Source organism: Streptomyces sp. DSM 40750, assembly GCF_024612035.1.
Taxonomy (GTDB): domain Bacteria; phylum Actinomycetota; class Actinomycetes; order Streptomycetales; family Streptomycetaceae; genus Streptomyces.
In genome coordinates this window covers 5,549,813-5,573,011 of sequence record NZ_CP102513.1, presented here as the reverse complement: position 1 = coordinate 5,573,011, position 23,199 = coordinate 5,549,813, and the positions used below count along the sequence as shown (strand labels likewise).

The 23,199-nt window shown below is 69.0% G+C and carries 23 protein-coding genes; 22 read left to right on the top strand and 1 reads right to left on the bottom strand.

Annotation, left to right across the window (positions count from 1 at the left end; translation table 11 throughout):
- The first annotated feature begins 114 nt into the window (after nt 1-114).
- The 7 genes from JIX55_RS24895 to JIX55_RS24865 all read left to right on the top strand — a co-directional run bounded on the left by JIX55_RS24895 (nt 115) and on the right by JIX55_RS24865 (nt 6,429).
- On the top strand, nt 115-546 hold the full coding sequence (locus tag JIX55_RS24895; protein WP_192365772.1) for an ATP-binding protein: 432 nt from the start codon (nt 115-117) through the stop codon (nt 544-546).
- Nucleotides 547-585: 39 nt separating this feature from the next.
- Complete coding sequence (locus JIX55_RS24890; protein WP_192365795.1) at nt 586-1,872, top strand: UDP-N-acetylglucosamine 1-carboxyvinyltransferase; 1,287 nt, start codon at nt 586-588, stop codon at nt 1,870-1,872.
- Nucleotides 1,869-3,104 carry a metallophosphoesterase gene (locus tag JIX55_RS24885; protein WP_210551230.1) on the top strand — a complete coding sequence of 412 codons (1,236 nt, stop codon included), beginning with the start codon at nt 1,869-1,871 and terminating at the stop codon, nt 3,102-3,104. Before JIX55_RS24890 ends, JIX55_RS24885 begins: the two co-directional genes overlap by 4 nt.
- Nucleotides 3,101-3,640 carry a dCTP deaminase gene (dcd, locus tag JIX55_RS24880; protein ID WP_060878799.1) on the top strand — a complete coding sequence of 180 codons (540 nt, stop codon included), beginning with the start codon at nt 3,101-3,103 and terminating at the stop codon, nt 3,638-3,640. The genes JIX55_RS24885 and dcd overlap by 4 nt, the downstream gene beginning before the upstream one ends.
- A complete protein-coding gene (locus JIX55_RS24875; protein WP_013002513.1) occupies nt 3,637-4,173 on the top strand; it encodes a dCTP deaminase in 537 nt (178 codons plus the stop codon). The genes dcd and JIX55_RS24875 overlap by 4 nt, the downstream gene beginning before the upstream one ends.
- Nucleotides 4,170-5,285, top strand: coding sequence for a glycosyltransferase family 4 protein (locus tag JIX55_RS24870; protein ID WP_013002514.1), 1,116 nt, complete (start codon nt 4,170-4,172; stop codon nt 5,283-5,285). The genes JIX55_RS24875 and JIX55_RS24870 overlap by 4 nt, the downstream gene beginning before the upstream one ends.
- A gap of 100 nt (nt 5,286-5,385) precedes the next feature.
- Nucleotides 5,386-6,429 carry a serine hydrolase domain-containing protein gene (locus JIX55_RS24865; protein WP_257569470.1) on the top strand — a complete coding sequence of 348 codons (1,044 nt, stop codon included), beginning with the start codon at nt 5,386-5,388 and terminating at the stop codon, nt 6,427-6,429.
- A 62-nt stretch (nt 6,430-6,491) separates the two neighbouring features.
- On the opposite strand, the gene JIX55_RS24860 is transcribed toward JIX55_RS24865, so the two are convergent.
- Nucleotides 6,492-7,673 (bottom strand): hypothetical protein, encoded by a 1,182-nt coding sequence (locus tag JIX55_RS24860; protein ID WP_231885111.1) that lies wholly within the window; start codon nt 7,671-7,673, stop codon nt 6,492-6,494.
- Nucleotides 7,674-7,814: 141 nt separating this feature from the next.
- Here JIX55_RS24860 and JIX55_RS24855 point away from each other — a divergent pair, with 141 nt between their 5' ends.
- From JIX55_RS24855 to JIX55_RS24785, 15 genes are all read left to right on the top strand, one after another.
- Nucleotides 7,815-8,321, top strand: coding sequence for an NUDIX domain-containing protein (locus JIX55_RS24855; RefSeq protein WP_013002517.1), 507 nt, complete (start codon nt 7,815-7,817; stop codon nt 8,319-8,321).
- 118 nt (nt 8,322-8,439) lie between these two features.
- The gene (locus JIX55_RS24850; protein WP_059084737.1) at nt 8,440-9,333 is read left to right on the top strand and encodes a helix-turn-helix transcriptional regulator; all 894 of its coding nucleotides are present in this window, start codon (nt 8,440-8,442) and stop codon (nt 9,331-9,333) included.
- A 271-nt stretch (nt 9,334-9,604) separates the two neighbouring features.
- Nucleotides 9,605-9,934: a carboxymuconolactone decarboxylase family protein gene (locus JIX55_RS24845; protein WP_013002519.1), complete on the top strand. Its 330-nt coding sequence runs from the start codon at nt 9,605-9,607 to the stop codon at nt 9,932-9,934.
- Between the two features lie 31 nt (nt 9,935-9,965).
- A complete protein-coding gene (locus tag JIX55_RS24840; protein WP_013002520.1) occupies nt 9,966-10,808 on the top strand; it encodes an SDR family NAD(P)-dependent oxidoreductase in 843 nt (280 codons plus the stop codon).
- 86 nt (nt 10,809-10,894) lie between these two features.
- Nucleotides 10,895-11,875, top strand: coding sequence for an aldo/keto reductase (locus JIX55_RS24835; RefSeq protein WP_257565519.1), 981 nt, complete (start codon nt 10,895-10,897; stop codon nt 11,873-11,875).
- An 86-nt stretch (nt 11,876-11,961) separates the two neighbouring features.
- Entirely contained in the window at nt 11,962-12,735 is a 774-nt protein-coding gene (locus JIX55_RS24830) for an SDR family NAD(P)-dependent oxidoreductase (protein ID WP_013002522.1), read from the top strand.
- Between the two features lie 13 nt (nt 12,736-12,748).
- Entirely contained in the window at nt 12,749-13,066 is a 318-nt protein-coding gene (locus JIX55_RS24825) for a putative quinol monooxygenase (RefSeq protein ID WP_013002523.1), read from the top strand.
- 36 nt (nt 13,067-13,102) lie between these two features.
- Nucleotides 13,103-13,891, top strand: a complete 789-nt coding sequence (locus JIX55_RS24820; protein WP_257565518.1) for an SDR family NAD(P)-dependent oxidoreductase — start codon at nt 13,103-13,105, stop codon at nt 13,889-13,891.
- A gap of 44 nt (nt 13,892-13,935) precedes the next feature.
- Nucleotides 13,936-14,820, top strand: coding sequence for an aldo/keto reductase (locus tag JIX55_RS24815; protein WP_257565517.1), 885 nt, complete (start codon nt 13,936-13,938; stop codon nt 14,818-14,820).
- 75 nt (nt 14,821-14,895) lie between these two features.
- The gene (locus JIX55_RS24810) at nt 14,896-15,879 is read left to right on the top strand and encodes an SMP-30/gluconolactonase/LRE family protein (protein ID WP_257565516.1); all 984 of its coding nucleotides are present in this window, start codon (nt 14,896-14,898) and stop codon (nt 15,877-15,879) included.
- 17 nt (nt 15,880-15,896) lie between these two features.
- On the top strand, nt 15,897-17,039 hold the full coding sequence (locus JIX55_RS24805; RefSeq protein WP_257565515.1) for an FAD-dependent monooxygenase: 1,143 nt from the start codon (nt 15,897-15,899) through the stop codon (nt 17,037-17,039).
- Between the two features lie 53 nt (nt 17,040-17,092).
- Nucleotides 17,093-18,301: a low temperature requirement protein A gene (locus tag JIX55_RS24800; RefSeq protein ID WP_257565514.1), complete on the top strand. Its 1,209-nt coding sequence runs from the start codon at nt 17,093-17,095 to the stop codon at nt 18,299-18,301.
- A 448-nt stretch (nt 18,302-18,749) separates the two neighbouring features.
- The gene (locus JIX55_RS24795) at nt 18,750-19,211 is read left to right on the top strand and encodes a hypothetical protein (protein ID WP_257565512.1); all 462 of its coding nucleotides are present in this window, start codon (nt 18,750-18,752) and stop codon (nt 19,209-19,211) included.
- The gene (locus JIX55_RS24790) at nt 19,208-20,386 is read left to right on the top strand and encodes an epoxide hydrolase family protein (protein ID WP_257565511.1); all 1,179 of its coding nucleotides are present in this window, start codon (nt 19,208-19,210) and stop codon (nt 20,384-20,386) included. Before JIX55_RS24795 ends, JIX55_RS24790 begins: the two co-directional genes overlap by 4 nt.
- Before the next feature lie 383 nt (nt 20,387-20,769).
- On the top strand, nt 20,770-23,004 hold the full coding sequence (locus tag JIX55_RS24785; RefSeq protein WP_306820033.1) for a beta-alanine-activating enzyme beta-propeller domain-containing protein: 2,235 nt from the start codon (nt 20,770-20,772) through the stop codon (nt 23,002-23,004).
- Nucleotides 23,005-23,199 lie beyond the last annotated feature (195 nt).

Below are 23,199 nucleotides of genomic sequence, written 5' to 3'. Positions count from 1 at the left end.
CGATTCACCGCGATGCAGCTCCTGCATAAGTGATGCAGCCCCAGCACACGGCGTAGCCCCGCTTGCCTCCGGAGCGGTTGCTTGGAGCAGCCGCACCGATCCAGGAGGCAGCTCATGGAAGCGCACCAGATCCGATTCTCCGTTCCCGGCACACCTGCCGCCGTCCGCTCCGCGCGGCAGCAGCTCGCGAACGGGATACGGCGCTGGGACGCCTCCCTCGACCAGGACCTGCTGAGCACGGCAGAGCTGGTCGCCGCCGAACTGCTGACGAACGCGGTACGGCACGCGGGCCGCGGCCCGATCTCGGCCGGCGCACGTCTCGACGGCGAGTGCCTGCTGATCGAGGTGACCGATGCCAGCCACACGGTACCGCGGACCGGACTGCCGGACATGGAGGCAGAGGGCGGGCGCGGCCTGTTCCTCGTCGCAGCCCTGGCCGATCGCCACGGAGTCGACCCGCTGCCGTCCGGCAAACGCTGCTGGGCCGAGTTCAAGGTCGGCGGCCCGCTCCAGCCCTCACGACACGTTCCTCTGCAAAGGAGTTGACGGTTGACAGCCGTACGGATCCCTCCAGTCGCCGCCGAAGTGGTGGCCATCCGACCCGGGAGCCCTCTCACCGGCTCCGTCACGGTCGACGGGTCCAAGAACGCAGCCCTGCCGCTCCTGGCCGCCGCGGCGGCGCTGCACCGCCCGGTGCACCTGGGCAACGTCCCCGCGAACGCAGACGTCGAGACGATGCTCGCCCTGCTCCAGCAGGCCGGCTGGCACACGACTCGACCCGTCAGCGACCCGCAGACCGCGGTGATCCTGCCGGGTCACAAGCCCGAGGCCGGGCCCGACCTCGACATCGCCGCCCGCATCCGGGCCTCGTACTACCTCGTCCCCGCCCTACTCGGCACGTACGGGCGTGCCCGGCTCCCCTGGCCGGGCGGCTGCCGGATCGGGGAACGCGGCATGGAGCAGCACTTCAAGGTCTACGAACGCTTCGGCGACCGCACGACCGTCGACGACCACGGCTACGTCGTGGAAGCAGCCGGCACTCCCCGGGCCGGAACCGTTGCGATCACACTGCCCTTCCGCTCCCGAGGCGCGACCATCGCCGCTCTCCTGCGCGCTGTCGTGGCCGGACGGCCTCTGCGGCTGGGGACGCCCAACCTCTCGCCGGAAGTGCTCGCTGTCGTAGAAGCGTTGCGCGCGGCTGGCTGGCAGTGCCGAGTGAGCGAGGCGCTTCTCGCTCTCGCGCCGTCCTTGTCCGTTCCTCCGGAGAGCATCGTCTGGCGGGTGCCCGGCGACAAGATCGAGGCCGGGACTCTGGCGTGCGCGGTCGCGGTCACAGGCGGCGACGCGCGCATCTGCGGCGTACGCGCTGACGATGTCGTCCCCTTGGTCAGGGCCCTGCGATGGCTCGGGGTCCCCGCCGACATGGAGGACGACGTACTCACCGTCCGAGCGCGAGACAGCCGTCCCACCAGCCGGTCACTGCGAGCCGTCGCTTCCCTCGCCCCCAGTGGTCTGGACGCCGACTTCGAACCCTCCCTGATGGCCTTGGCCCTCACCCGCTCCGGCACCCACCTCTTCTCCGACACCATCAACCCCGGCCGCCACGGCAACCTGCTGCCGCAGCTGGCCCGTCTCGGTGCCGTGATCCAGGAACTGTCCTCCACCAAGTGCCGTCTCACCGGTCCGCAGCAGTTGACCGGGGCCGGAGTCGAGGCCACCGACATCCGGACGGGCTCCGCCCTGCTCATCGCCGGCCTGACAGCGCACGGTGTCACCACCCTGGGCGGCCTCGACCAGCTCCGACGGGGCCACGCCGACCTCCCCATCAAGCTGTACGCCCTCGGCGCCGACATCTGCGAGGTCACGCCATGAACCGACAGTTACGGCAGGTCATCGCCACGACCGACGTCCACTCCGCCTTCGCTTCCCCCGCACCGATGGTCGCCCACCTCCACGCCGCCAGGGCCGAAAGCCTGATCGTGGACTGCGGCGACTTCTTCGAAGGCAGCGGCTTCTACCGCCTCGGCCAGGGCCAGATCGAGCGCGAGATCCTCACCAGCCTGTACGACCTGCTGGCTCCCGGAAACCATGGCTGGCGCCACCACTTCGAGCCAGAGCTCCGCGAGATGACCGTGTGCGCCAACACGACTGACGACGCTGGCAAGCCCCTCTTCGACCGCGTACGCATTGAGCGGATCGCTGGCCGACGCGTCGCCGTCAGCGCGGTGATCGGCATCCAGGCGTTCGATGCGATCCCTGCCAGAGATCGCATCGGTCACTACGTCACCGATCCTGCTCAGGCTCTGCGCGAGGTGATGCTCGAACACCACCACCGCGCCGACACCTGGATCGTGCTGTCCCACTCCGGCTTCGACGAGGACCTGAAGCTGGCCGCCGCCTGCCCCTTCGCGGACGTCATCTTCGCTGGGCACTGCCACAGCGACACGTACGGTCCCGTAGCCGTCGGCGACACCCTCGTCGTCAAAGGACGCGAACTCGGCATCGGGTACGCCGTCGCAGAGCCCGTCGGGACCGGCTGGGCCGCCCGCAGGGGCACCTTCCCCAGCTCGCACGGGTGGCCCGAGGGCCTCGCCACGGTGCGAGACGAGATCGAACTCATCGACCGGAGGCTCGCGAGTCCGCTCGGGAACGTGAACGAGCCCTACCGCAATACCCCGTTGGACCGACACCAGTTGCTGACAGAGGTCGCCGGCCGACTGCACTCGGGCCTCGGCGCGGACGCGGTCGTCCTCAACGAGACCGCCCTGCGTTCCACACCTCTCGGCGAAATGCTCACCCTCGGCGACCTGCTGACCATCGAGCCCTTCGACAACCAACTCGTCCACGCCCACCTCTCCGACGACCACGCCCAGGACCACGAGAAGCTGCTCAGCGACCTCACCGCACGCGTCGGCCCCCTGGTCACCGCTCCCACTCCTCTGCCCCCGGCCACGAGCAGCGTGTTGACGACTGACTACCTCGCCAACAGCCACCTCGGCGGACGAACACATCAAGCCGGACTACGGCTCAGCCAAGCCGTACGAAGCGTCCTGGCCACACCCCTGGCAGGCACCGCCCCCACCGTCGCAGGAGGCGAACGATGATCCTCACCGGGCCCGAGATCACCGCCGCTGCCCACGACGGACGCCTGACCATCGCCCCCTTCGAACCGGAGCAGGTCAACCCCAACAGCTACAACGTCCGCCTCGGCCCCACCTTGCTGACCTACACCGACACCGTGATCGACGCCCACCGCCCCAACCCCACCCACGAGATCACGATCGGGAAGAGCGGATACGTACTCCGGCCCGGCGAGCTGTACCTCGGACACACCGTCGAACAGGTCGGCTCCAACACCTACGTACCGCTGCTCTTCGGCCGCTCCTCCGTCGGCAGGCTCGGGCTGTTCGTCGAGATCACCGCACCGATCGGCGACATCGGCTTCCACGGCCAGTGGACGCTGATGCTCTCCCCGATCCGCCCGCTACGGGTGTACGCGGGCATGCGCATCGGGCAGATCATGTTCTTCGTCTCCACCGGCTCCATCGCCCCCTACCAGGGCAAATACCAGGACGCCGTCGGCCCGCAGCCCTCCGCTTACTGGCGCGACACGGCCCCGCTCAAGGCGGTCGCCTCGTGATCCTCACCGGCCCCGCGATCAGCGCCGCCATCCAGGCAGGCGAGATCACGATCGACCCGTACGACCCTGCCCGCCTCTCCCCGAACGCCTACGACTGGCGACTCGGCGACACCATCCGTATTTGCGACGGAGACCTGGACGCAGCCGTCCCCACCGAGTGCGCCGAGCAGACGATCCCCGCCGCGGGCCTGGTTCTGAAGCCGGGTGTTCTCTACCTCGGCGTCACGCTGGAGAGGACGGGCTCCGAGTTGTACGCGCAGATGCTCAACGGCGATCGGACCATCGGTGCGCTCGGCATCTGGGTCCACGTCTCCGCCCCGCTGGGCCACCAAGGCCATGCCATCCGCTGGACCCTGGAGATCCGTGCCGCCCGGCCGGTTCGCATCTACGCGGGCATGACCTTCGGCAAGCTCGTCTTCCTCAGCGCCTTCGGCACGCCGGCCAGCTACCAGCTGCAGGGCGCCAAGTACGCGGCGACGGACGGCATCGACATCTCCCGCCTCTACGAAGAGAACCCCGGAGGAGTCCGATGACCCCGCAACCGACCTCTGGGCCGCTGGCCGCCACCCTGCTGGATCTGCCCGTCGGAAGCCCGGGAGGCAGCGTCGAACTCTTCCTCGACCTCTACACGGGCGAGCAACCGCTCATCCCGGCGCGGGCGTTCATGCTCGCCCCCACCGGCCCCCGACCTCCCCTCCGGGCCGGCCTCGACCTCCTCCATGTCCCCGGGAAGTGCCTGGAGGGCCCAGCCTTCAGCCGATACGTAGCCGCCCTGCGCTCGGCACTGACGGCCGCGATCGACCCGACCCGGATCGACGTCCTGCACCTGCAGCACCTCACCTTCGGCGCCACCCCCGCCCTGATCCGCGCGCTCCCCGCACACCCCCGCATCGCGCTGGTCCACGGCACCGACCTGCTGTATGCCGAGGCCCACCGCGACCAGCTCCAGGTACTGCACGAGACGACGAAGGCCGCCGACGCCATCGTTGTCCCCACCAACGCGATGGCCGACCAACTCCGCAAACTGGTCCCGCTGGTCAACCGCCGCAAGATCACCCACATCCCTTGGGGCATCCCCGACCACCTGATCACCGACCCACCGGCCCGGCCTCCCCGCTCGCCGACGAGCCATCTGCGGCTGTTGTACGCGGGTCGACTCACGGCCGAGAAGGGCGTCGAGGCCCTGGTGAAGAGCCTGGCCTCGGTACCGGGAATCGAACTCAGCGTCGCCGCACCCCAAGCCCACTTCCACACCCTGACCCCGCTCCTGCAACGAGCCGGCGTACGAGCCCGCTACCTCGGCTGGCTCCGCCGCCCACAGCTGTGGAAAACCTTCACCGAGCACGACCTCCTGGTCATGCCCTCCACCACCCTGGAGGCCATGGGCCTGGTCGCACTGGAGGCCCAAGCCTGCGGCCTCCCCGTCCTCTACCAACCCGTACCCGGCCTCAGCGAAGCCCTCGCCGCCTCCGGCGTGGCAACCGACTTCACCAACCCCGCCGCCCTCGCCCGCGACCTGGACCGGCTACGCACGACACCTGGCCTGCTCCCGGCCCTCCGTCAGGCGGGCCACGGGAACGCCGCCCGCTACCCGCTCTCCGCCACCGCCCAGGCCCTGGCCGACCTGAGCCGCCAGCTCACCTAGAACGACCAGCGCCAACTGCCGTCCGACACGCCATTGCCCCGCCCCACCCACCCCCATCACTACGCTGACCGGCGGGATGCCCACGGCGAACAGGGAGACCATGACGTACTGCACCGACCACATCGAAACCCTGCTCGACGAAGGCGTCCGCGACAAGGTCTACCCCGGCGCCGTCTGGGCCGTCGGCGACGCCTCGGGCATCCGGGCCCAAGGCACCACAGGAGTTCTCGACCCCGACGAACCGAACGCTCCGATGCGGCCCGACACCGTCTTCGACGCCGCGAGCCTCACCAAGATCCTCGCCGTCTGGTCCTCCGTCGGAGCCCTGTGGGAGGAAGGCAAACTCGACCTCGACTCCCCACTGGGCGAGTTCTGGGCGGAGGTCGACGGCCACCCGCTCGCGCCTGTGACTGCTCGCCAACTCCTCACCCACACCGCTGGTGTCCCGCTACGGGCCCAACTGAAGAACCTGTACGGCACCGACCCCCAGGACATCCGCGACGGCGTACTGCACGAAGCCCTGCACCGCCCGCCGGGCGAGGCCGTCGAGTACACCGACCGAGCCGCCCTCATCCTCGGCTACCTCGCCGAACACCTCTCCGGTCAGCCCCTCGACCAGCTCGCCACGGAACGGACCTGGCAGCCCCTGGGCATGAACTCCACCCGCTTCGGCCCCCTACCCGCCGAGACGGCCGCCCGATGCGCGCCCACCGAACTCGACCCGGACACCAACACCCACCTCAAGGGCATCGCCCACGACTTCTCGGCCCGCCTCCTCGGCGGCGTATGCGGCATCGCCGGCGCCTTCACGGTCCTCGACGACCTCGCCCGCTTCCTGCGTTACATGCTGGACCAGAACAGCGTCCAGGAGCGGGCAGGATTTGGGTCCGCGTGGACGGCGGAGTCACTCACCACGCAGACAGGCTCCCTGACTCCCGCGCGCGGTCTCTTCTGGCACCCCGCACCCAGCGTCGATCCTTCCGACGGCATCTGGGTCCACTACGGCTTCACGGGGACCGGCATGTGGATCTCCCCCCGGCTCCAACGGTGGGCGGTCCTGCTGACCAATAAGCTCTACTACACCCGCGACCGACAACCCCTGACGGACATCCGCAACACCTTCCGCGTATCTGTCTTCAACTGAGCCTGTTGGCTGGATGGCACCTAACCTGTCCTGACCGGCATCCGCCCGTTGGCGTTGGGCCCTCAGCTTTCGGTGCTTGGCCGACGCCGGGGAAAAGCGTCCCCGATCGGCCAGTGCTCAGGCAGACTAAGAGACGTGTGGATGGGGCGAGTCGCTGGCTGGCGTTCGATGCGAATATCGACCAATTTTGCTGTTTCCCAGGTGGGGAGAACGGGGGCCGGGAGCGAGTCAGGTGCGGGGCTTTGCCAGAGGACTGGGACCTTCTTCGCCCATGTCCAAGGTGCCGGGTTATCGACGGTCAGTACGCCGCTGACCCGGCTATGGGCCTGATATTGCGCAGCAGTCCAGTAGCCGTCGGTATTGCGGCCGAAGGTCGATCCGGTGTGGTGGGCGTACTCAACCGAGGTCCCGTACAACGCGCTCTCGGTGTCCTCATCCTCGGGAAAGACCGCCGAATTACCAACCGCCACGATGAATGGCAGCGCCAGGTCGCCGTACTTCCTTCCCTTCTTTCTCACGGCTTTGAGTACCCGATCTGAGTCATCGGCGACCCACACCGAGGGATGGAAGCCGATTGTCCTGCTCGTCGGCTCGCCTCGCCTGCCGGGGCTGCGGGGGATCGCCTCGAAGCTGAGGCGCCAACCTGCCTCCTGCCAGGTATGCCTGGGTAGCGGCACCTTCTGCTCATACTCGGCAGTGACCTGGTCGGGGTCCAAGCTTGCCAGCCATCGTGTCAGCTCGTTCTTCAACCGCCGTTGCTGCGGCGTGGTCGAGCCAACGCTGTCAACCTTGTACGCCACGTAGAAGTTTGGGCTCGGAACGCAGTCAATCGCGTCCACCACCTGAGGCGGGAGCGAGCTGCTCCCGGTTGCGCCCAGATTCTCGGCCGTCCAGATCGCCTCGACAACGAAGTGCTCGTCGCCACGGGTGACCAGGAAGTCTGGGTACTTTCCCCCTGTGCCTATTTGCTGCTCGATCTCCACGGTACAACCGGAGCCGAGCAGCATCTCGTGCACGTACAGCTCCCACAACGCGGAGAAGACGTTCGCGTCGGAATTGCGATCGCGTAGCCGACTGCGCAGGCCGGGCTGAGCATCGGGGGGCAGGTGTGACCACCACTCGTTGATCACATCTCGAACCTGGTCCCAGAACGGACCTGCGATCCGTTCGAAGAATTCGGCATCCGACTCAGATGCTCGCTTCGGTGTCGCATCTGTCCGATGTCGGCTTATGTACACGCCCATGACGGTCGATCATAGATTGCTCCGTGCGCCGCTCTCACGGGTTTCTGCAGCGTCCCGGCGACGCTTGGGTTGAGCCCGAGTGTCGCCGTCATCCGCACGCCCTTGACTGCCCACCAACCGGCCGACGAAGGGACACCAGCCGTGGCTCAGCGGACAACCGACGACCAGCCCAAAGCCCTGCCGCCCGCTCTCGAATCCATGACCTTGCTGGTCGCCGCCGTCATCGTCCACGACAAGGCCACCAACCGCGTCGTCCTTCTCCAGCGCAGCCAGAACGCCAAGTTCGCCCAGGGCATGTGGGACCTTCCCGTCGGTAAGAGCGAGCAGGGCGAGCCTGTGACCGAGACTGCAGTACGCGAGCTGTATGAGGAGACCGGGCTGACCGTGAAACCAGAGTCCCTGAAGGTCGCGCACATCATCCACGGCGCCTGGGGCGTCGAAGCCCCCAACGGCTTCCTGACCGTCGTCTTCGCTGCCCATGAATGGATGGGGGATCCCGAGAACCGCGAGCCGCGCAAGCACGCTCAGGTCTGCTGGGTCGATACCGACGCCATCCCCGAAGAGTTCGTGGACACGACTGCCAGCGCCCTCCGCCGTTATCTCGGCGACGGTCCACAGGTGTCACTTGACGGTTGGAAGCAGTCCTGATCCCCAGGGTCTGTCCAGCCGACGACCGTACAGACTCGATCCCCGGGGAGGGGGTTACTGCTGATGGGGGTAATGGCAGGGACCCTCAGCCAATGGCCGGCAAACCTACCCTGGCCTTATGGACAACCGCGCCGAAATCAGTGCCTTTCTGAAGTCTCGCCGTGACAAGATCACGCCCGAGCAGGCCGGTCTGCCCGTCTACGGCCACCGCCGGGTGGCTGGACTGCGCAGGAACGAGGTCGCGACGCTCGCGGGCGTCAGCGTCGAGTACTACACCCGTCTGGAGCGGGGCAACCTCAGCGGTGTCTCCGACAGTGTCCTGGACGCGCTGGCCCAGGCCCTACGCCTCGACGACACAGAGCGCACGCACCTGTACGACCTTGCCCGCGCGGCGAACGCAACGCCTGCGCGGGCCAGGCGTCGGCCCGCCCCTGCCCGGCCGGCTGTGCGGCCCAGCGTGCAGCGCATCGTGGACGGGATGCCGGGCATGCCGGCGTTCGTGAAGAACCACCGCTTCGACATTCTGATCGCCAACCCGCTCGGTCGCGCCCTGTTCTCGGAGATGTACGCCGATCCGGCCTGCGGGGCGAACACCGTACGGTTCGTGTTCCTCAGCCCTGCGGCCAGGCGTTTCTACGTCGACTGGGAGCGGATCGCCAAGGGTGCCGTGGGCGCGCTGCGGATCGAGGCGGGCAAGAATCCGTACGACCGGGAGCTGTCGAACCTGATCGGTGAGCTGTCGACCCGCAGCGACGCCTTCCGCGTGATGTGGGGCGCCCACGACGTACACGTCTTCCATGACGGGACGAAACGCCTCCGGCACCCGGTCGTCGGCGACCTGGAGCTCAACTTCGAATCGATGAACCTGCCGGACGGCTCGGGGCTGGTCGTGGCGTTGTACAACGCGGCCCCCGGCTCCGAGGCCGAGGACGGCCTGAAGCTGCTGGCGAGCTGGTCCGCCACGGCCGAGGACGCGGATGTTCAGGCTGCCGAGGCGGACTCCGAGAACTGAACCACCCTCCGTAGTCCTGCCCTCTCCGGCTGCCGCCGACAGCAAGGGTGGGGCCTTGGCCTGCGCATATACCGCTGGGGGTCCCTGCCATTACCCCTCACAGCGGAGACTCCCTCATCGTGCCCGTTCCCGGTTGCATGGTCAGTGCCCCGCCTTGGGGCCGACCGGTCCCCATTCGGGACGCCGTGGCGAGCGGGTTTCCCCGTCGCCGCTCCCACCACAGCCGATCACTTTTCGTAACAGATCAAACACGCGCAAAGGATCAAACGTCATGGCCGAGGAACAGACCGCCGCACAGAAGCTGCTCGGCGACTTCGCCCCCGAACTGGTCCGGCTCACCGACGACGTCCTCTTCGGTGAGGTGTGGGCGGGTAAGGGCCTGTCCCAGCGGGACCGCAGCCTGATCACCATCACCACCCTGGTCGCCCTCTACCGCGCCGACCAGCTCGCCTTCCACCTGCCCAAGGCCCTGGAGAACGGGGTGACGAAGGACGAGCTGGTCGAGGCCATCACCCACATCGCGTTCTACGCTGGCTGGCCCAACGCGATGTCCGCGATCACCCAGCTGAAGAACATCGTCGAGGGCGCCGACGCGAGCTGACCCCGCGCCGACCCGTCTGGAGCAACACCCCATGAGCAAGGTCTTCTTCATCACCGGCGCCGGCCGCGGGCTGGGCGTGGACATCGCCCGCCAGGCTTTGGACGCCGGCCACCAGGTGGTCGCCACCGGTCGTCGCCCCGAGAACGTCGTCAAGGCCCTCGACGGCGAGCAGGACAACCTGCTGGTCACCGACCTGGACCTCACTGACCCCGACACGGCCGAGGCCGCCGTCCGCGCGGCCGTGGAGCGGTTCGGCCAGATCGACGTCCTCGTCAACAACGCCGCCAACTTCTTCGCCGGCTACTTCGAGGTCGTCTCCCAGCAGCAGCTGCGGCAGCAGATCGAGACCAACGTCTTCGGCCCGATGAACGTCACCCGAACCGTGCTGCCCGTCATGCGCGAGCAGCGCGCCGGGCACATCATGACGATCTCCTCGCTGGCCGGACTGGTCGGCCAGGAGTTCTGCGCCGCCTACACCACGTCCAAGTTCGCCGTGGAGGGCTGGATGGAGGCGCTGCGCCTGGACGTGGCCCCCTTCGGGATCCGCACGACGACCGTGGAACCCGGCTTCTTCCGCACCGAGCTGTTGGTGGACGCCTCCACCACCTGGCCGGAGCGGACCGTCGACGACTACGCCGAGAGCACCGCCGCGCAGATCGAGGGCTGGAAGTCCATGAACGGCCGGCAGGCCGGTGACCCGGCCAAGCTCGCGGCCGCCCTGCTGAAGATCGCCGAACAGGACGAGCCGCCGGTGCGGTTCGTGGCCGGCGCCGACGCCATCACCGCCGTAGAGGCCAAGGCCGAGGAACTGCTGGCGCAGGTCGAGGCATCGCGCGCGCTGGGCTGGGATCTGGCCCACGACGACGCGGCCTGACCAGACGCCTGTCACACCTCACCACCATCAGGACCTACACCGGCCAGGGCGCCGTCGCCCTTGGCCACTCGAAAGGAGAACCACCCATGAAGAAGCGTGAACTGGGAAACAGCGGCCTCGAAGTGTCCTCGATCGGGCTCGGCTGTATGGGCATGACCTTCGGCTACGGCCAGGCCGCGGACACCGGTGAGGCCATCAAACTGATCCGGACGGCCGCCGAACGTGGTGTGACCCTCTTCGACACCGCCGAGGGGTACGGGGAGGCGAACGAGAGGCTGGTGGGCGAGGCCCTCGCGCCGGTGCGCGACCAGGTCGTCCTCGCCACGAAGTTCGGGTTCAAGGACGGCAACCCCACGGCGGGACTGGACAGCCGGCCGGAGCGGATCAGGATCGTCGCCGAGCAGTCCCTCAAGCGCCTGCAGACCGACCGCATCGATCTGTTCTACCAGCACCGGGTGGACCCCGACGTGCCGATCGAAGAGGTCGCGGGAGCCGTCAAGGACCTCATCCAGGAGGGCAAGGTCAAGCACTTCGGCCTGTCCGAGGCCGGTGTGGACGTCATCCGCAGGGCGCACGCGGTGCAGCCGGTCACGGCCCTGCAGAGCGAGTACTCGCTGTGGTGGCGTGAGCCCGAGGAGGCCATTCTGCCGACGCTGGAGGAACTGGGCATCGGCTTCGTGCCGTTCAGCCCGCTCGGCAAGGGCTTTTTGACCGGCGCGATCAGTCAGGACACGAAGTTCGAGGCCAATGACATCCGTAACGTGCTGCCGCGCTTCGAGGAAGAGGCGCGTGAGGCCAACCTCGCCCTGATTGCGCTGCTGGGTGAGATCGCGGACGCCAAGCAGGCGACCCGGGCTCAGACCGCGATCGCGTGGCTGCTGGCGCAGAAGCCGTGGATCGCGCCGATCCCGGGCACGACGAAGCTGCACCGCCTCGAAGAGAACATCGGTGCCGACAGCGTGGAACTGACCTCCGAGGACCTCAGGCGTATCGAAGAGGCCGTTGCCCAGGTGCAGATCAAGGGTGAGCGGTACACCGCAGCGCAGCAGAAGACCATCAACCGATAAGTCACCGGCCTCCATCGGGCCGTTCCTGACGAAGCGTCGTTCAATGCGCTTCGTCAGGAACGCCCTGCCCAGCAGGAGAAGTTCACATGGAATCGCAGGCACTCAAGGGGCGGATCGCCCTGGTCACCGGTGGCACGACCGGACTCGGCTTCGGCGCCGCCAAGCGTCTGATCGAAGAGGGAGCCACTGTCTACATCACAGGCCGGCGCAAGGACGTGCTCGACGCCGCCGTGGAGAAGCTCGGCCCGTCCGCCACCGGGATCCGGGCCGACGTCACGAGCAAGAGCGACATGCTGCGCGTCGCCGAAACGATCAAGGCGGCGCACGGCCACCTCGACATACTCTTCGCCAACGCGGGTGGCGGACACGCCACGCCCCTTGCCGAGCTGACCGAGGAGCAGATCGACAGCGAGCTCGGCATCAACATCAAGGGTGTCGTCCTCACGGTGCAGAGCATGCTGGACGTCCTGCGCGACGGAGCGTCCATCGTCCTCAACGCGTCGATCACCGCCGACATGGGGCTGCCCGGGTTCGCCGTCTACGCGTCGTCGAAGGCGGCCGTACGCTCCCTCGCCCGCAGCTGGACGACGGACCTCAAGGACCGTGGGATCCGGGTCAACTCGATCAGCCCCGGAGTGGTGCCCACCGAGGGCTACAGCCACGAACAGAAGCTGAGCGATGACGACATCGCCGCCTATGTCGAGCGCGTCGCGAAGGAGATCCCGGCGGGACGCGTGGGGACGGCCGAGGACATCGGCGACGCCCTCGTCTTCCTCGCCTCGGACACCAGCCGCTATATCACGGGCGTCGACCTCGTCGTGGACGGCGGCATGACCCGCGTCTACGCCGGCCAGAACTGACGAAGGAATCCACATGAGCACGGTCAAGTCGGCAGAGCGCCACATCATCTGCGAGGTACGCGGCCAGGCGGCCCACCGCGCCAGGGTCGAGGAGCTCCTGCTGGAGCTCGTGGGCCCCGCGCGGGCGGAGGCCGGATGCCTCTACTACGACCTCTACCAGCAGTCGGACGAGCCCGACACCTTCTACATCGTCGATGGCTGGGCTTCGGCCGAAGCCGTCGCGGAACACGCCGAGCACCCGAACGTGACGAAGGTCGTGGAGCGGTTGCTCCCGCTGCTCGAAGTACCCCTCAAGGTCACCACCAGCAATCGGGTCAGCGACCCGGCCTAGCGACTGGTCGGGGTCCGAACCCGTCAGGAAAGATCCATGGCTCGCATCTTCATCACCGGTTCCACCGACGGCCTCGGTCTGATGGCCGCTCAGTTGCTGTTTCGGCAGGGCCACACGGTGGCGCTCCACGCTCGCAACGACACCCGGGCCCGTGACGCACACGCCGCGCTCCCGGACAACGCGGGCGTCGTCGTCGGTGACCTCTCCAGCATCGCCCAGACCCGCGATGTGGCGGCCCAGGTCAACGACTTGGGCACCTTCGACGCGGTCATCCACAACGCCGGCGTCGGCTACTACGGGCGAGGCAGGGTGGAGACCGAGGACGGCCTCTCGGATGTCTTCGCGGTCAACGTGCTGGCGCCCTACCTCCTCACGGCGCTGATCACCCCGCCCCGACGGCTCGTCTATCTCAGCTCCGGCATGCACCACAGCGGCGACCCCACCCTGCGGGACCCGCAGTGGACGACGCGGCCGTGGCAGGGCTCCCAGGCGTACTCGGAGTCGAAGTTCCACGTCACTGCTCTCACGCTCGCCGTCGCGAGGAAGTGGCCCGCGGCGCTCTCCAACGCCGTCGACCCGGGCTGGGTGCCGACAAAGATGGGCGGGAACAGCGCCACCGACGACCTGCGGCTGGCTCCGGTGACCCAGGCATGGCTGGCGGCCGCCGATGACCCAGAGGCGCTGGTTACGGGCCGCTACTTCCACCACCAGCAGCCCCGCCGTCCACACCCGGCGACGCAGTCGCCCGAGGTGCAGGACCGCCTGCTGGCCTACTGCGCCGACCTCACCGAGGTCGAGCTGCCGACAGCGGTCTCTGCCGACTGAGCCCGCGCACCCCTCCACGTCCGCACACCTGATTGGAGCGAACCATGACCGGAACCAACCCACTCATCACCCTGAACAACGGCGTCCAGATTCCCGCCCTGGGACTCGGCGTCTACCAGAGCGCCCCCGAGGAGACCACCGACGCGGTCGTAACCGCGCTGCACGACGGCTACCGGCTGATCGACACCGCCGCCGCCTACTTCAACGAGCGGGAGGTCGGCGAGGGGATCGCCTGCTCCGACGTGGACCGTTCCGAGATCTTTGTGACGACCAAGGTGTGGATCAGCGACTACGGCTACGACTCCGCGCTGCGAGCCTTTGACGTGAGTCTGCGCAAGCTGGGCCTCGAACAGCTCGACCTGTGGCTGCTGCACCAGCCGTTGCCGTCCGACTTCGAGAAGACGATCTCGGCGTACAAAGCGGCGGAGAAACTGCTCGCGGAGGGGCGCGTTCGTGCGATCGGCGTGTCGAACCAGACGCCCAAGCAGCTCGACGAACTCATCTCCCGCACCGGCGTCGTCCCGGCCGTCAACCAGATTCAGGTGCACCCCTACTACACGCAGCCCGAGTGGCGGGCGGCGAACGAAAGCCACGGCATCCTGACCCAGTCGTGGTCGCCCATCGGCGGTTCCTACGTGTACCGAGGCGCCGAGACGAACCCTCTTGAGGACCCCGTCATCACGGCCCTGGCCGACAAGTACGCGAAGACGTCCGCGCAGATCGTGCTGCGCTGGCACCTCGACCACGGCTTCTGCGCGATCCCGAAGTCCGTGAAGGCCCATCGCATCGCCGAGAACTTCGACGTCTTCGACTTCGCCCTGACATCCGACGAGGTGGTCGCGATCGACGCCCTCGACACCGGCGTACGCGGCGGACCCGACCCGGACTCACTCGACCTGCAGAACGCCGGCTTCCCGATCCCGGACTAGGGGCCCTGAAGTACCTCTCCGACAAGCCCACGAACGAAAGAACTCAAGAGCGCAATGATCACGAAAGCCCTGCCCATGAAGAAGCGATTCACCTTCACGGTGATCTCCGCGACGGCCGCCGCCGTCGTCGTCTCGGCACCGTATGCGTCCGCCGCGACCGAGCACGCGGACGCGCAGCCCGCCGTCACCCACGTGAAGACCGTGGCCGCATTCGACTTCGCCATCGGCGACGTGCCCGAGAACATCACCGTCGCCCCGGACAACTCACTGACCGTCTCGATGGTGGGCACGCCCGCGGGCGAACGGCCGGCCCTGGTGCGGATCGCACCGTCCGGGCACCGCACCGTGCTGGTCACCGGGCAGAAGGGCGACGGAATCACCGGCAACACCCGCGGCCACGACGGCACCGTCTACTACAACGTGTGGTCCTCCGACGCCTCCCGCAACGGAGTGTGGAAGCTGCCGCCCGGCGGCACCCCCCACCGCATCGCGGCATTGCCCGTCGGCGGAGTCCCCAACGGTCTGGCCATCGATCCGGCCGGGCGCACCTTGTACGTCGCCGACAGCCAGATGGGCACCGTCTGGGCCGTCCCGGTCTCCGGCGGTCCCGCGACCGCGTGGCTGGTCGGCCCCGCCCTCGCGATCAAGGCGTCCGCGCCCGTGCCGTACGGCGCGAACGGACTCCGCTTCCACAACGGCGCCGTATGGGTCTCTAACCTCAGCAAGGGCACCCTGCTGCGGATCCCCGTCACCGCCACCGGAGCCCCGGGCCGGATCCACACGGTCGCCGACGGCCTCACCGGCGTCGATGACTTCAACTTCCTCAGCGAGCGCTCCAACGTCGTGTTCGCCGCGCTGAACACGCAGAACAAGATCGCGGTGGTCTTCCCGGACGGCACCACCAGGACCGTGCTGACCGCCTCGGACGGCCTCGCCTCGCCCACCGCCACCGCGGTGCGCGGGAAGCGGCTGTACATCACCGACGGCGGACTGAACGAACCCCACGACGCGAAACTGCAGAGCGGGAAGATCAACCTCGCCGCGCTGCTCTCACATTGAATGCGGAGAACACCAGCATGACCACAGCAACGCGCGACATGAGCCGCTCCGGGAACGGGCGCCAGGGCACCGCCGTCGTCGTCGGTGCTTCCCTCGCGGGTCTGATGACCGGACTGGCCCTCTCGCAGAATGGAATCGACGTGACGATGCTGGAGCGATCCGGGGCGGTCCCCCGGGCCCGCAGAGGGGCCGCTCTCGGCGGGGTGAGTGAGGGCCTGCTCAGCAGAATCACGGGATCCGATCTCTCGAAGAGCAGCCCGGCGCCGCTGAGTTCGGTGGCCTCCGGTGTGCAGAGCTGGACGGCGGTCCACGCCCGGCTCCGAGCGGCCGTCGATGCAGACCCCTGTATTGAGCTCCGCCCTCACACGACCGTACGAAGCGTCGGCCAGGACGCGGACTCGGCGTGGGTGATCACCTCGGACGGGCGGACGTTCCGGGGCGATGTCGTGATCGGAGCGGACGGCCACGGAAGCGTGGTGCGCGGCGGCGTCGCACCCGACAAGCCCGACGCGACGTTTGCCGGCTACCTGATCTGGCTCGGTCTGACCGGCGAGTCCGCGCTCATGACCTCGCGCCGCCTGCCGCGGGACGTCGACATCCTCACCGGTGGAGAGGACTACCTCCTCGGCTACCCGCTGCCCGGCCCCGACGGTTCCGTCGCCCCGGGCTCCCGCCAGGTGGGCTGGGCCTGGTACGACGCGAGCCGCAACGATCTGTTGCGCGAAACGGGTGCTGTCGTCGGCAACGTCGTACGCCGGTCGCTCACTTCGGCCGACATACCGGAGACGACCTTCCGCGAGCTCGCCGACAGGGCCGAGGACCTGTGGCCGTCGCCCTGGCGCGAGGCCGTCCTCGACTGCATCGAGCGGCGTGCCGTCATCGGCACCCCGATCGCCGAGTACGTCCCCGACCAGCTCGTCAACGGCCGCCTCGCCCTTGTCGGAGACGCCGCCCACGTACCCACCCCGATGACGGGCTCGGGCTTCAGCGCCTCGCTCCACGACGCCGAGGCCGTCGCCGCAGCCGTCGCCGCCGGCGTACGCGGACCGGCCATGCCGCAAGCTCTGCGCGGATACGAGGACGAGCGGCTCGGCAGCGTGCGGAGCATGGTCCAGTCGGGCCGGCAGTTCAGCCGCTCCTTCGCAGGCGTGGCCGCCTGAGCCACCGCCGCGCCGAGATGCGAGGCGGCCGTGATCCGGAGAAAGTGCGGTCTGTGGTGGACAAGAGCGAAAGCGGGCAGGAAGGCGGACCACCGGGCACGGCTCACGCCGTACTCGCGGGCAGCCGGGTGACCACCTTCGAACTCTTCTTCGACCTGGTGTACGTGTTCACCCTCACCCAGGTCACCGCCTACATGGCGCACGAACACAGTGGCAGCGGTGTCCTGCGCGGAGTGCTCCTGCTGGCCCTGGTCTGGATCTCCTGGTCCGCCTACGCCTGGCTCGGCAACCAGGCCCAGGCCGATCCGGGTGTCGTACGCGCGGGCATGACGCTGGCGATGGCCGGGGTGTTCGTCGTGGCCCTCACCGTCCCGGAGGCGTGGCACGACGCGCCGGGCGGCCTCAACGGGCCTGTGGTCCTGGCCTGCGCGTACCTCTTCGTCCGCTGTGTGCACCTCGTCCTCTACGGCGTGCTCGCGCGCGGTGACCACGGGCTGTTGCGGCAGATCACGGTCTCCTGGCCCGCCGTACTGGGCGGCTCCTGCCTCCTGATCGTCGGTGCGGTGATCGGAGGCCGGTGGCAGACGGCGCTCTTCGCGGCCGCGATCGTTACGGACTGGGGTGGCGTGTACGCCACCTCCCGCCGGGGCAACTGGCGCATCCGCAGCGCCTCCTACTTCGCCGAACGGCACGAGCTGTTCATGATCATCGCCATCGGGGAGTCGCTCCTCGCCATGGGCGCGGGAGCTGTCGACCGCCCGATCTCCACACCACTGCTGGCCGCGGCGGTCCTGGGCGTCGCCGTCGCCCTGGGACTGTGGTGGCTGTACTTCGACGTGGCCACGCTGGTGGGAGAGCACCAGCTGAGCAGGACGCAGGGACGTGACCGGGTCAGGCTTGCGGTCGACGCCTACGGTTACGCCCACTTCCCGATCATGGCCGGCATCGTGCTGACGGCCTTCGGCGTCGAGGGGGTCATGGCTCACGCGGCCGGCGGCGAAGCGCTGGGCGGCTTCTACGCCTGGGTTCTGTGCGGCGGAGCCGCCACGTATCTGGCCGGGCTGCTCCTGTTCGGCTGGACCGTGCTGCGCCAGTGGAGTCGGTTCCGACTGGGCGGCCTGTTCCTGCTGCTCGGGTGGAGTCCTGCGGCGGCCGTACTACCGCCGGTCGCGGCTCTTGCCGGCGCGGTCACCGTCCTGGCGGCGGTGGCTGCCGCGGAGACCTGGTGGTACGCGGAACTGCGCCGCCGCCTACGGCGCTGAAGCCCGCTCAACCTCCTCCGATCGGGCGAGACTGCTCGGAAAGCGAAACAGCGTCAGAAGGCGCGAACGTACTGGTCATCCGCCCCCTCTGCGTGAGCGATGCGTGAGCGGACGGTGTGGCAGGAGCTGTCCCGGGGTGGACCGTCCCCTATAGCGAACCTGTCCTGACCAGGTCATTCCGGACACCGAGTCAGCGTCCGGAACGACCCAGCAAGCTTTGGCCAGGACTTTTAATCCATTGGTTGTGGGTTCGAGTCCCACAGGGCCTACGGTTCGCAGGCGGGGGATACCCCATTTGACCTGCTACGCAGCGCCTGGGTCGGCTTCGGTCGGGTCGGGCGCTGCTTCGTTTTCGGCTCATGCGGCGGGCCGTACGACCCCGGGCGCACAGCCCACCCCATCGTCAAGCTGCCTTGACGTCAAGCCGGCCTGACAGCAGACTCGGCTCATGTCGACGACGCCTGATGACCTCGACGACCGGTTCACTCTTCTGACGGCGGTGGCGCGCTATGACGCGTTGCGGACGCGGGAGACCCTCGCGGCGCCGGAGGAGGAGGCCGGGGAGGGGCCTGGCGATCCGGAGAGCGCGCCACTGTCGCGAGGTGATGCGCTGGAGTTGCTCGCGCTGGGTGAGGTGATCGCCCGTAAGGCTGTCTACGGGCGTCAGCTGTCCGTGCGCTCCGCACGGCGGGCCGGGGCGTCGTGGGCCCAGATCGGCGCGGCGCTGGGCACCACCAAGCAGGCGGCCTGGGAGGCCCACAAGCGGTGGATCGACCAGCAGGCCAAGCGGGAGGAGGATCCGGGCCACTGGGGCTGGGACGAGAACGACGTCGCGGCCGCCCGCGTACTCGCCGGTGAACCCGGTGAACCCGATGAGGGCGATGAGGGCGAGGACGGGAGCGGCGTATGACCGACCCCGCGTCGACGGCGACCCGCCCGACGATCCGCCCCTTCGAACTCGCCGTCCCCCAGGCGGCCCTGGACGACCTGGCCGCGCGGCTCGACGCCACCCGGTGGCCGGACGACCCCACCGCTCCCGGCTGGTCGCAGGGCGTGCCGCCCGCGTATCTGAGGGAGCTGGCCGCGTACTGGCGTACCGCCTACGACTGGCGCGAGCACGAGGCGCACCTGAACCGGTTCCCCCAGTTCATGACGACGATCGACGGGACGGGCGTCCATTTCCTGCACGTCCGTTCCCCCGAGCCCGACGCGCTGCCCCTGCTGATCACCCATGGCTGGCCGGGATCCGTCGTCGAGTTCCTCGATGTCATCGGTCCCCTCACCGATCCCCGCGCATACGACAGGGGCGCCTCGGCCGACGCCTTCGACCTCGTGATCCCGACCATCCCGGGCTACGGCCTCTCCGGGCCGACCCGGGACCCCGGTTGGGACATCCGTCGAGTCGCGGGCGCGTGGGCCGAGTTGATGCGGCGGCTGGGCTACGACCGTTACGGCGCCCAGGGCGGCGACTGGGGCCATGCGATCACCCTGGAACTGGCCGCCCTCGCCCCCGAGCGGGTCATCGCCATCCACCTCAACACCCTGTTGACCCTGCCCCCGGACGATCCCGCCGTGGCCGCCGACCTCACGGACGACGACCGCTCACGTCTCAGTCGGCTCCTTGCCGCCGAGCCCGAGATGTCCGCGTACGCAAAGATCCAGGGCACCCGGCCCCAGACGCTCGCCTACGCCCTGACCGACTCCCCGGTGGGGCAACTCGCCTGGATCGTCGAGAAGTTCAAGGAGTGGACCGACAACACGGACGTCCCCGAGGACGCCGTCCCCCGCGACCGCCTGTTGACCAACGTGATGCTGTATTGGCTCACGGCGACCGCGGGATCTTCGGCCCGCCACTACTGGGAGGCGGCCCACCCTTCGCGGGCGACCCGCACGGAGCGTCCCTCCACCCCCACCGGCGTCGCCGTCTTCTCCGCCGACATCGCCCGGCCCGTCCGCCGACTCGCCGAACGTGACCGCAACATCGTCCACTGGTCCGAACTCCCCCGGGGCGGCCACTTCGCCGCGATGGAGCAACCCGAACTGTTCACCGCCGATGTCCGGGCCTTCTTCCGACGCTTCCGCTGACGGCCGCCGTCACGCCCAGGTGTGAACAATGCCGACTGTCCGGTGGCTGGAATCGGTGTTGGTCGGGCACCAGAGGCAGGTGGCCGCTGCCACCAAGTCGCTTCTGGGGGACGGGTTCTCGGCCTCCCCGGTGTCCGATCGCGTACGCAACCTGCCCGGTCTCTTCGGGGTGGCGGATCTGGGGACGACACCGGCCTGCAGAGCCGGCGGCATCCACGTCCGGCTCACGCCGGACGGGAGCCTTCGTGTTCGTAGACGGGAACCTTCCCGTCCGTGTGCCGCGTCCGACCGCACAGTGAGGTGCGGATTCCGTGTGTGGCGGACATCATGGACGAGATGGTATCCAGGGGGCCGAACGCCCTCAGGTGGGGGCAGGGGGGCCCATGGCACAGGCGTTGGAGAGCGGCGACCCTCGGCAGGTGGGGCCGTACCGGATCGTGGGCCGCCTCGGCGCGGGTGGGATGGGGCGCGTCTATCTCGGGCTGTCGCCGGGCGGCCGCGCGGTCGCGGTCAAGACCATCCGGCCAGAACTGACCTACGACCCCGAGTTCCGGCAGCGGTTCGCCCGGGAGGCGGCGGCCGCCCGGGCCGTCAGCGGGGCGTTCACGGCCGCGGTCGTCGACGCGGATCCCTACGGGGACCCGCCGTGGCTGGCCACCGTCCATGTCGCGGGCATCTCGCTCGACGACACCATCGCGCGCCATGGACCGCTGCCCGAGTCCTCGGTGCTCGCCCTGGGAGCCGGTCTGAGCGAGGCGCTCCAGGCCATTCACGCCGCCGACCTCGTCCACCGGGATCTGAAGCCCTCCAATGTCCTGCTGGCCCCGGACGGGCCCAAGGTGATCGACTTCGGGATCGCGATCGCCGCCGGCTCGAGTTCGCTCACCCGCAGCGGAGTCGTCGTCGGCACCCCCGCATACATGTCGCCCGAGCAGCTGACGGGCGGCCGGGCCGGTACGGCCGCCGATGTGTTCGCCCTCGGTGGAGTACTCGTCTTCGCCGCCAGCGGCGAGGGCGCCTTCGGGTCCGGTCCGTCGCTCGGCGTCGGCTACCGCGTGGTCCATGACGAGCCGAACCTGACCGCCGTCCCCGCGGGTCTGCGTCCCCTTCTCGGCCGTTGTCTCGACAAGGTTCCGGCCCGTCGGCCCACCGTCGCGGAACTGCTCGCCGAGTTCGCCGGCCGTATCCTCCCGGCGCCCGAAGCGGAGTACGGCACGGACACCGTCACCCTCGCCCTCCATGGCGGAGCCTGGCTGCCCGAGTCCGTGGCCTCTTCGGTGCGGCGCGCCGGGGAGACGGGCGGGACAGCCGGGGCCAGTAGGACGAGGGGGGCCGGCGGGACGCCGGTGCCGGAACCCGGTACGCGGACCGCGCCGGCCGGGGGCCGAATGGACCCGCGCGTTCCCGCAGACCGACGCCACTCCGATGCAGATGTAGATGCCGGTGCCGGTGCTGGCGCCCCCGGCCCCCTATCCCAGGCCGGCGAGGGAGACCGTGCCTCCGCCGCCCCGACCCGCCGCCGCGTGCTGGCCGTGCTCGCCGGAGCCGGCGGCGTCGCCGCCGTGGGTGTGGGCACGTACCTGCTGGGGCGCGGCGAGAACGACCCCGACAAGGGATCGGACAACGACACCCTGAAGGGCCCCGGCGGCGTGCCGACCCCGGGAGACCTGAGGTGGAAGCGCGGCACCGGAGGCCCCGTGGCGCCCGCCCTCCTCGCCGCGGGCGGGCTGGTGTACGCCGGCAGCAAGGACGGGAGCATGTACGCGCTGGAGGCCGAGACCGGCAAGCCGCGCTGGCAGTTCAGCACGGGCAACGGCGTCTACACCTGTCCCGCCGTGGCCGGCGGTCTGGCCTACTTCGGCAGCGCGGACTACCACCTCTACGCCGTCGAGGTGAAGACCGGCGAGCAACGCTGGCAGTTCAGCGCCGGCGGAGAGGTCAACTCCTCACCGGTGGTCGCCGGGGGAGTGGTCTACGCGGGCAGTGACGACGCGCGGCTGTACGCCGTGGACGCCCGTTCCGGTGACCGGAGGTGGACGTTCCCCGCGGCGGGCCGGATCCGTTCCTCCCCGGTCGTCGCATGGAACAAGGTCTACGTCGGCAGCGAGGACTCCCGGCTCTACGCACTCGACGCGGCGACCGGCGAACGCCGCTGGGCCTTCAAGACCGACGGCGACGTCAAGTCCTCCCCGGCGGTCGCCGACCGCGTCGTCTACGTGGGCAGCTACGACGGCAACCTCTACGCCGTCAACTGCGACACCGGCGAACTCCGCTGGACCTTCGCCACCCGCGGCGGGGTCGGCTCCTCGCCGGTCGTGTCCGGCGGAGTCGTCTACGTCGGCAGCGACGACGGCAACCTGTACGCCGTCGACGCCCTCACCGGGAAGCAGAAGTGGAAGTTCACCGTCGGCGCCATCGTCTACTCCTCACCGGCCGTCCTCGGCGACGCCGTGTACGTCGGCAGCAAGAACGGCAACCTCTACGCCGTACGAGCGGACACCGGCAAGCCCCTGTGGAGGTACCGCACCGGCGCGGACATCCGCTCCTCCCCCACGGCGATCGACGCCACGGTCTACGTCGGCAACGACAGCGGCGCGGTTTTCGCGGTCAACCGCTGAACATCGCCGCCGGGGGCGATCCGCGCTTCCACCGCGACTTTGGGGTGTAGCGGGCTACACCCCGGAGAGGTGGCCCGCTCTCGCACGGGCTGCTGCGCCGGGAAGCCGCCATCCAACTGGAGTGCGTGTGCACCGGATTGCGGGCCGTCGTACGGGACGAGGGGCCGGCCGGCGCGGAGGACGAGACGGGCGGGG

Bases quoted from the DNA above. Each gene is read 5' to 3' on its own strand.
- JIX55_RS24895 (WP_192365772.1), top strand. From the start codon at position 115: ATGGAAGCGCACCAGATCCGATTCTCCGTTCCCGGCACACCTGCCGCC.
- JIX55_RS24885 (WP_210551230.1), top strand. From the start codon at position 1,869: ATGAACCGACAGTTACGGCAGGTCATCGCCACGACCGACGTCCACTCC.
- dcd (WP_060878799.1), top strand. From the start codon at position 3,101: ATGATCCTCACCGGGCCCGAGATCACCGCCGCTGCCCACGACGGACGC.
- JIX55_RS24870 (WP_013002514.1), top strand. From the start codon at position 4,170: ATGACCCCGCAACCGACCTCTGGGCCGCTGGCCGCCACCCTGCTGGAT.
- JIX55_RS24865 (WP_257569470.1), top strand. From the start codon at position 5,386: ATGACGTACTGCACCGACCACATCGAAACCCTGCTCGACGAAGGCGTC.
- JIX55_RS24860 (WP_231885111.1), bottom strand. From the start codon at position 7,673: ATGGGCGTGTACATAAGCCGACATCGGACAGATGCGACACCGAAGCGA.
- JIX55_RS24850 (WP_059084737.1), top strand. From the start codon at position 8,440: ATGGACAACCGCGCCGAAATCAGTGCCTTTCTGAAGTCTCGCCGTGAC.
- JIX55_RS24845 (WP_013002519.1), top strand. From the start codon at position 9,605: ATGGCCGAGGAACAGACCGCCGCACAGAAGCTGCTCGGCGACTTCGCC.
- JIX55_RS24840 (WP_013002520.1), top strand. From the start codon at position 9,966: ATGAGCAAGGTCTTCTTCATCACCGGCGCCGGCCGCGGGCTGGGCGTG.
- JIX55_RS24835 (WP_257565519.1), top strand. From the start codon at position 10,895: ATGAAGAAGCGTGAACTGGGAAACAGCGGCCTCGAAGTGTCCTCGATC.
- JIX55_RS24830 (WP_013002522.1), top strand. From the start codon at position 11,962: ATGGAATCGCAGGCACTCAAGGGGCGGATCGCCCTGGTCACCGGTGGC.
- JIX55_RS24825 (WP_013002523.1), top strand. From the start codon at position 12,749: ATGAGCACGGTCAAGTCGGCAGAGCGCCACATCATCTGCGAGGTACGC.
- JIX55_RS24820 (WP_257565518.1), top strand. From the start codon at position 13,103: ATGGCTCGCATCTTCATCACCGGTTCCACCGACGGCCTCGGTCTGATG.
- JIX55_RS24815 (WP_257565517.1), top strand. From the start codon at position 13,936: ATGACCGGAACCAACCCACTCATCACCCTGAACAACGGCGTCCAGATT.
- JIX55_RS24810 (WP_257565516.1), top strand. From the start codon at position 14,896: ATGAAGAAGCGATTCACCTTCACGGTGATCTCCGCGACGGCCGCCGCC.
- JIX55_RS24805 (WP_257565515.1), top strand. From the start codon at position 15,897: ATGACCACAGCAACGCGCGACATGAGCCGCTCCGGGAACGGGCGCCAG.
- JIX55_RS24795 (WP_257565512.1), top strand. From the start codon at position 18,750: ATGTCGACGACGCCTGATGACCTCGACGACCGGTTCACTCTTCTGACG.
- JIX55_RS24790 (WP_257565511.1), top strand. From the start codon at position 19,208: ATGACCGACCCCGCGTCGACGGCGACCCGCCCGACGATCCGCCCCTTC.
- JIX55_RS24785 (WP_306820033.1), top strand. From the start codon at position 20,770: ATGGCACAGGCGTTGGAGAGCGGCGACCCTCGGCAGGTGGGGCCGTAC.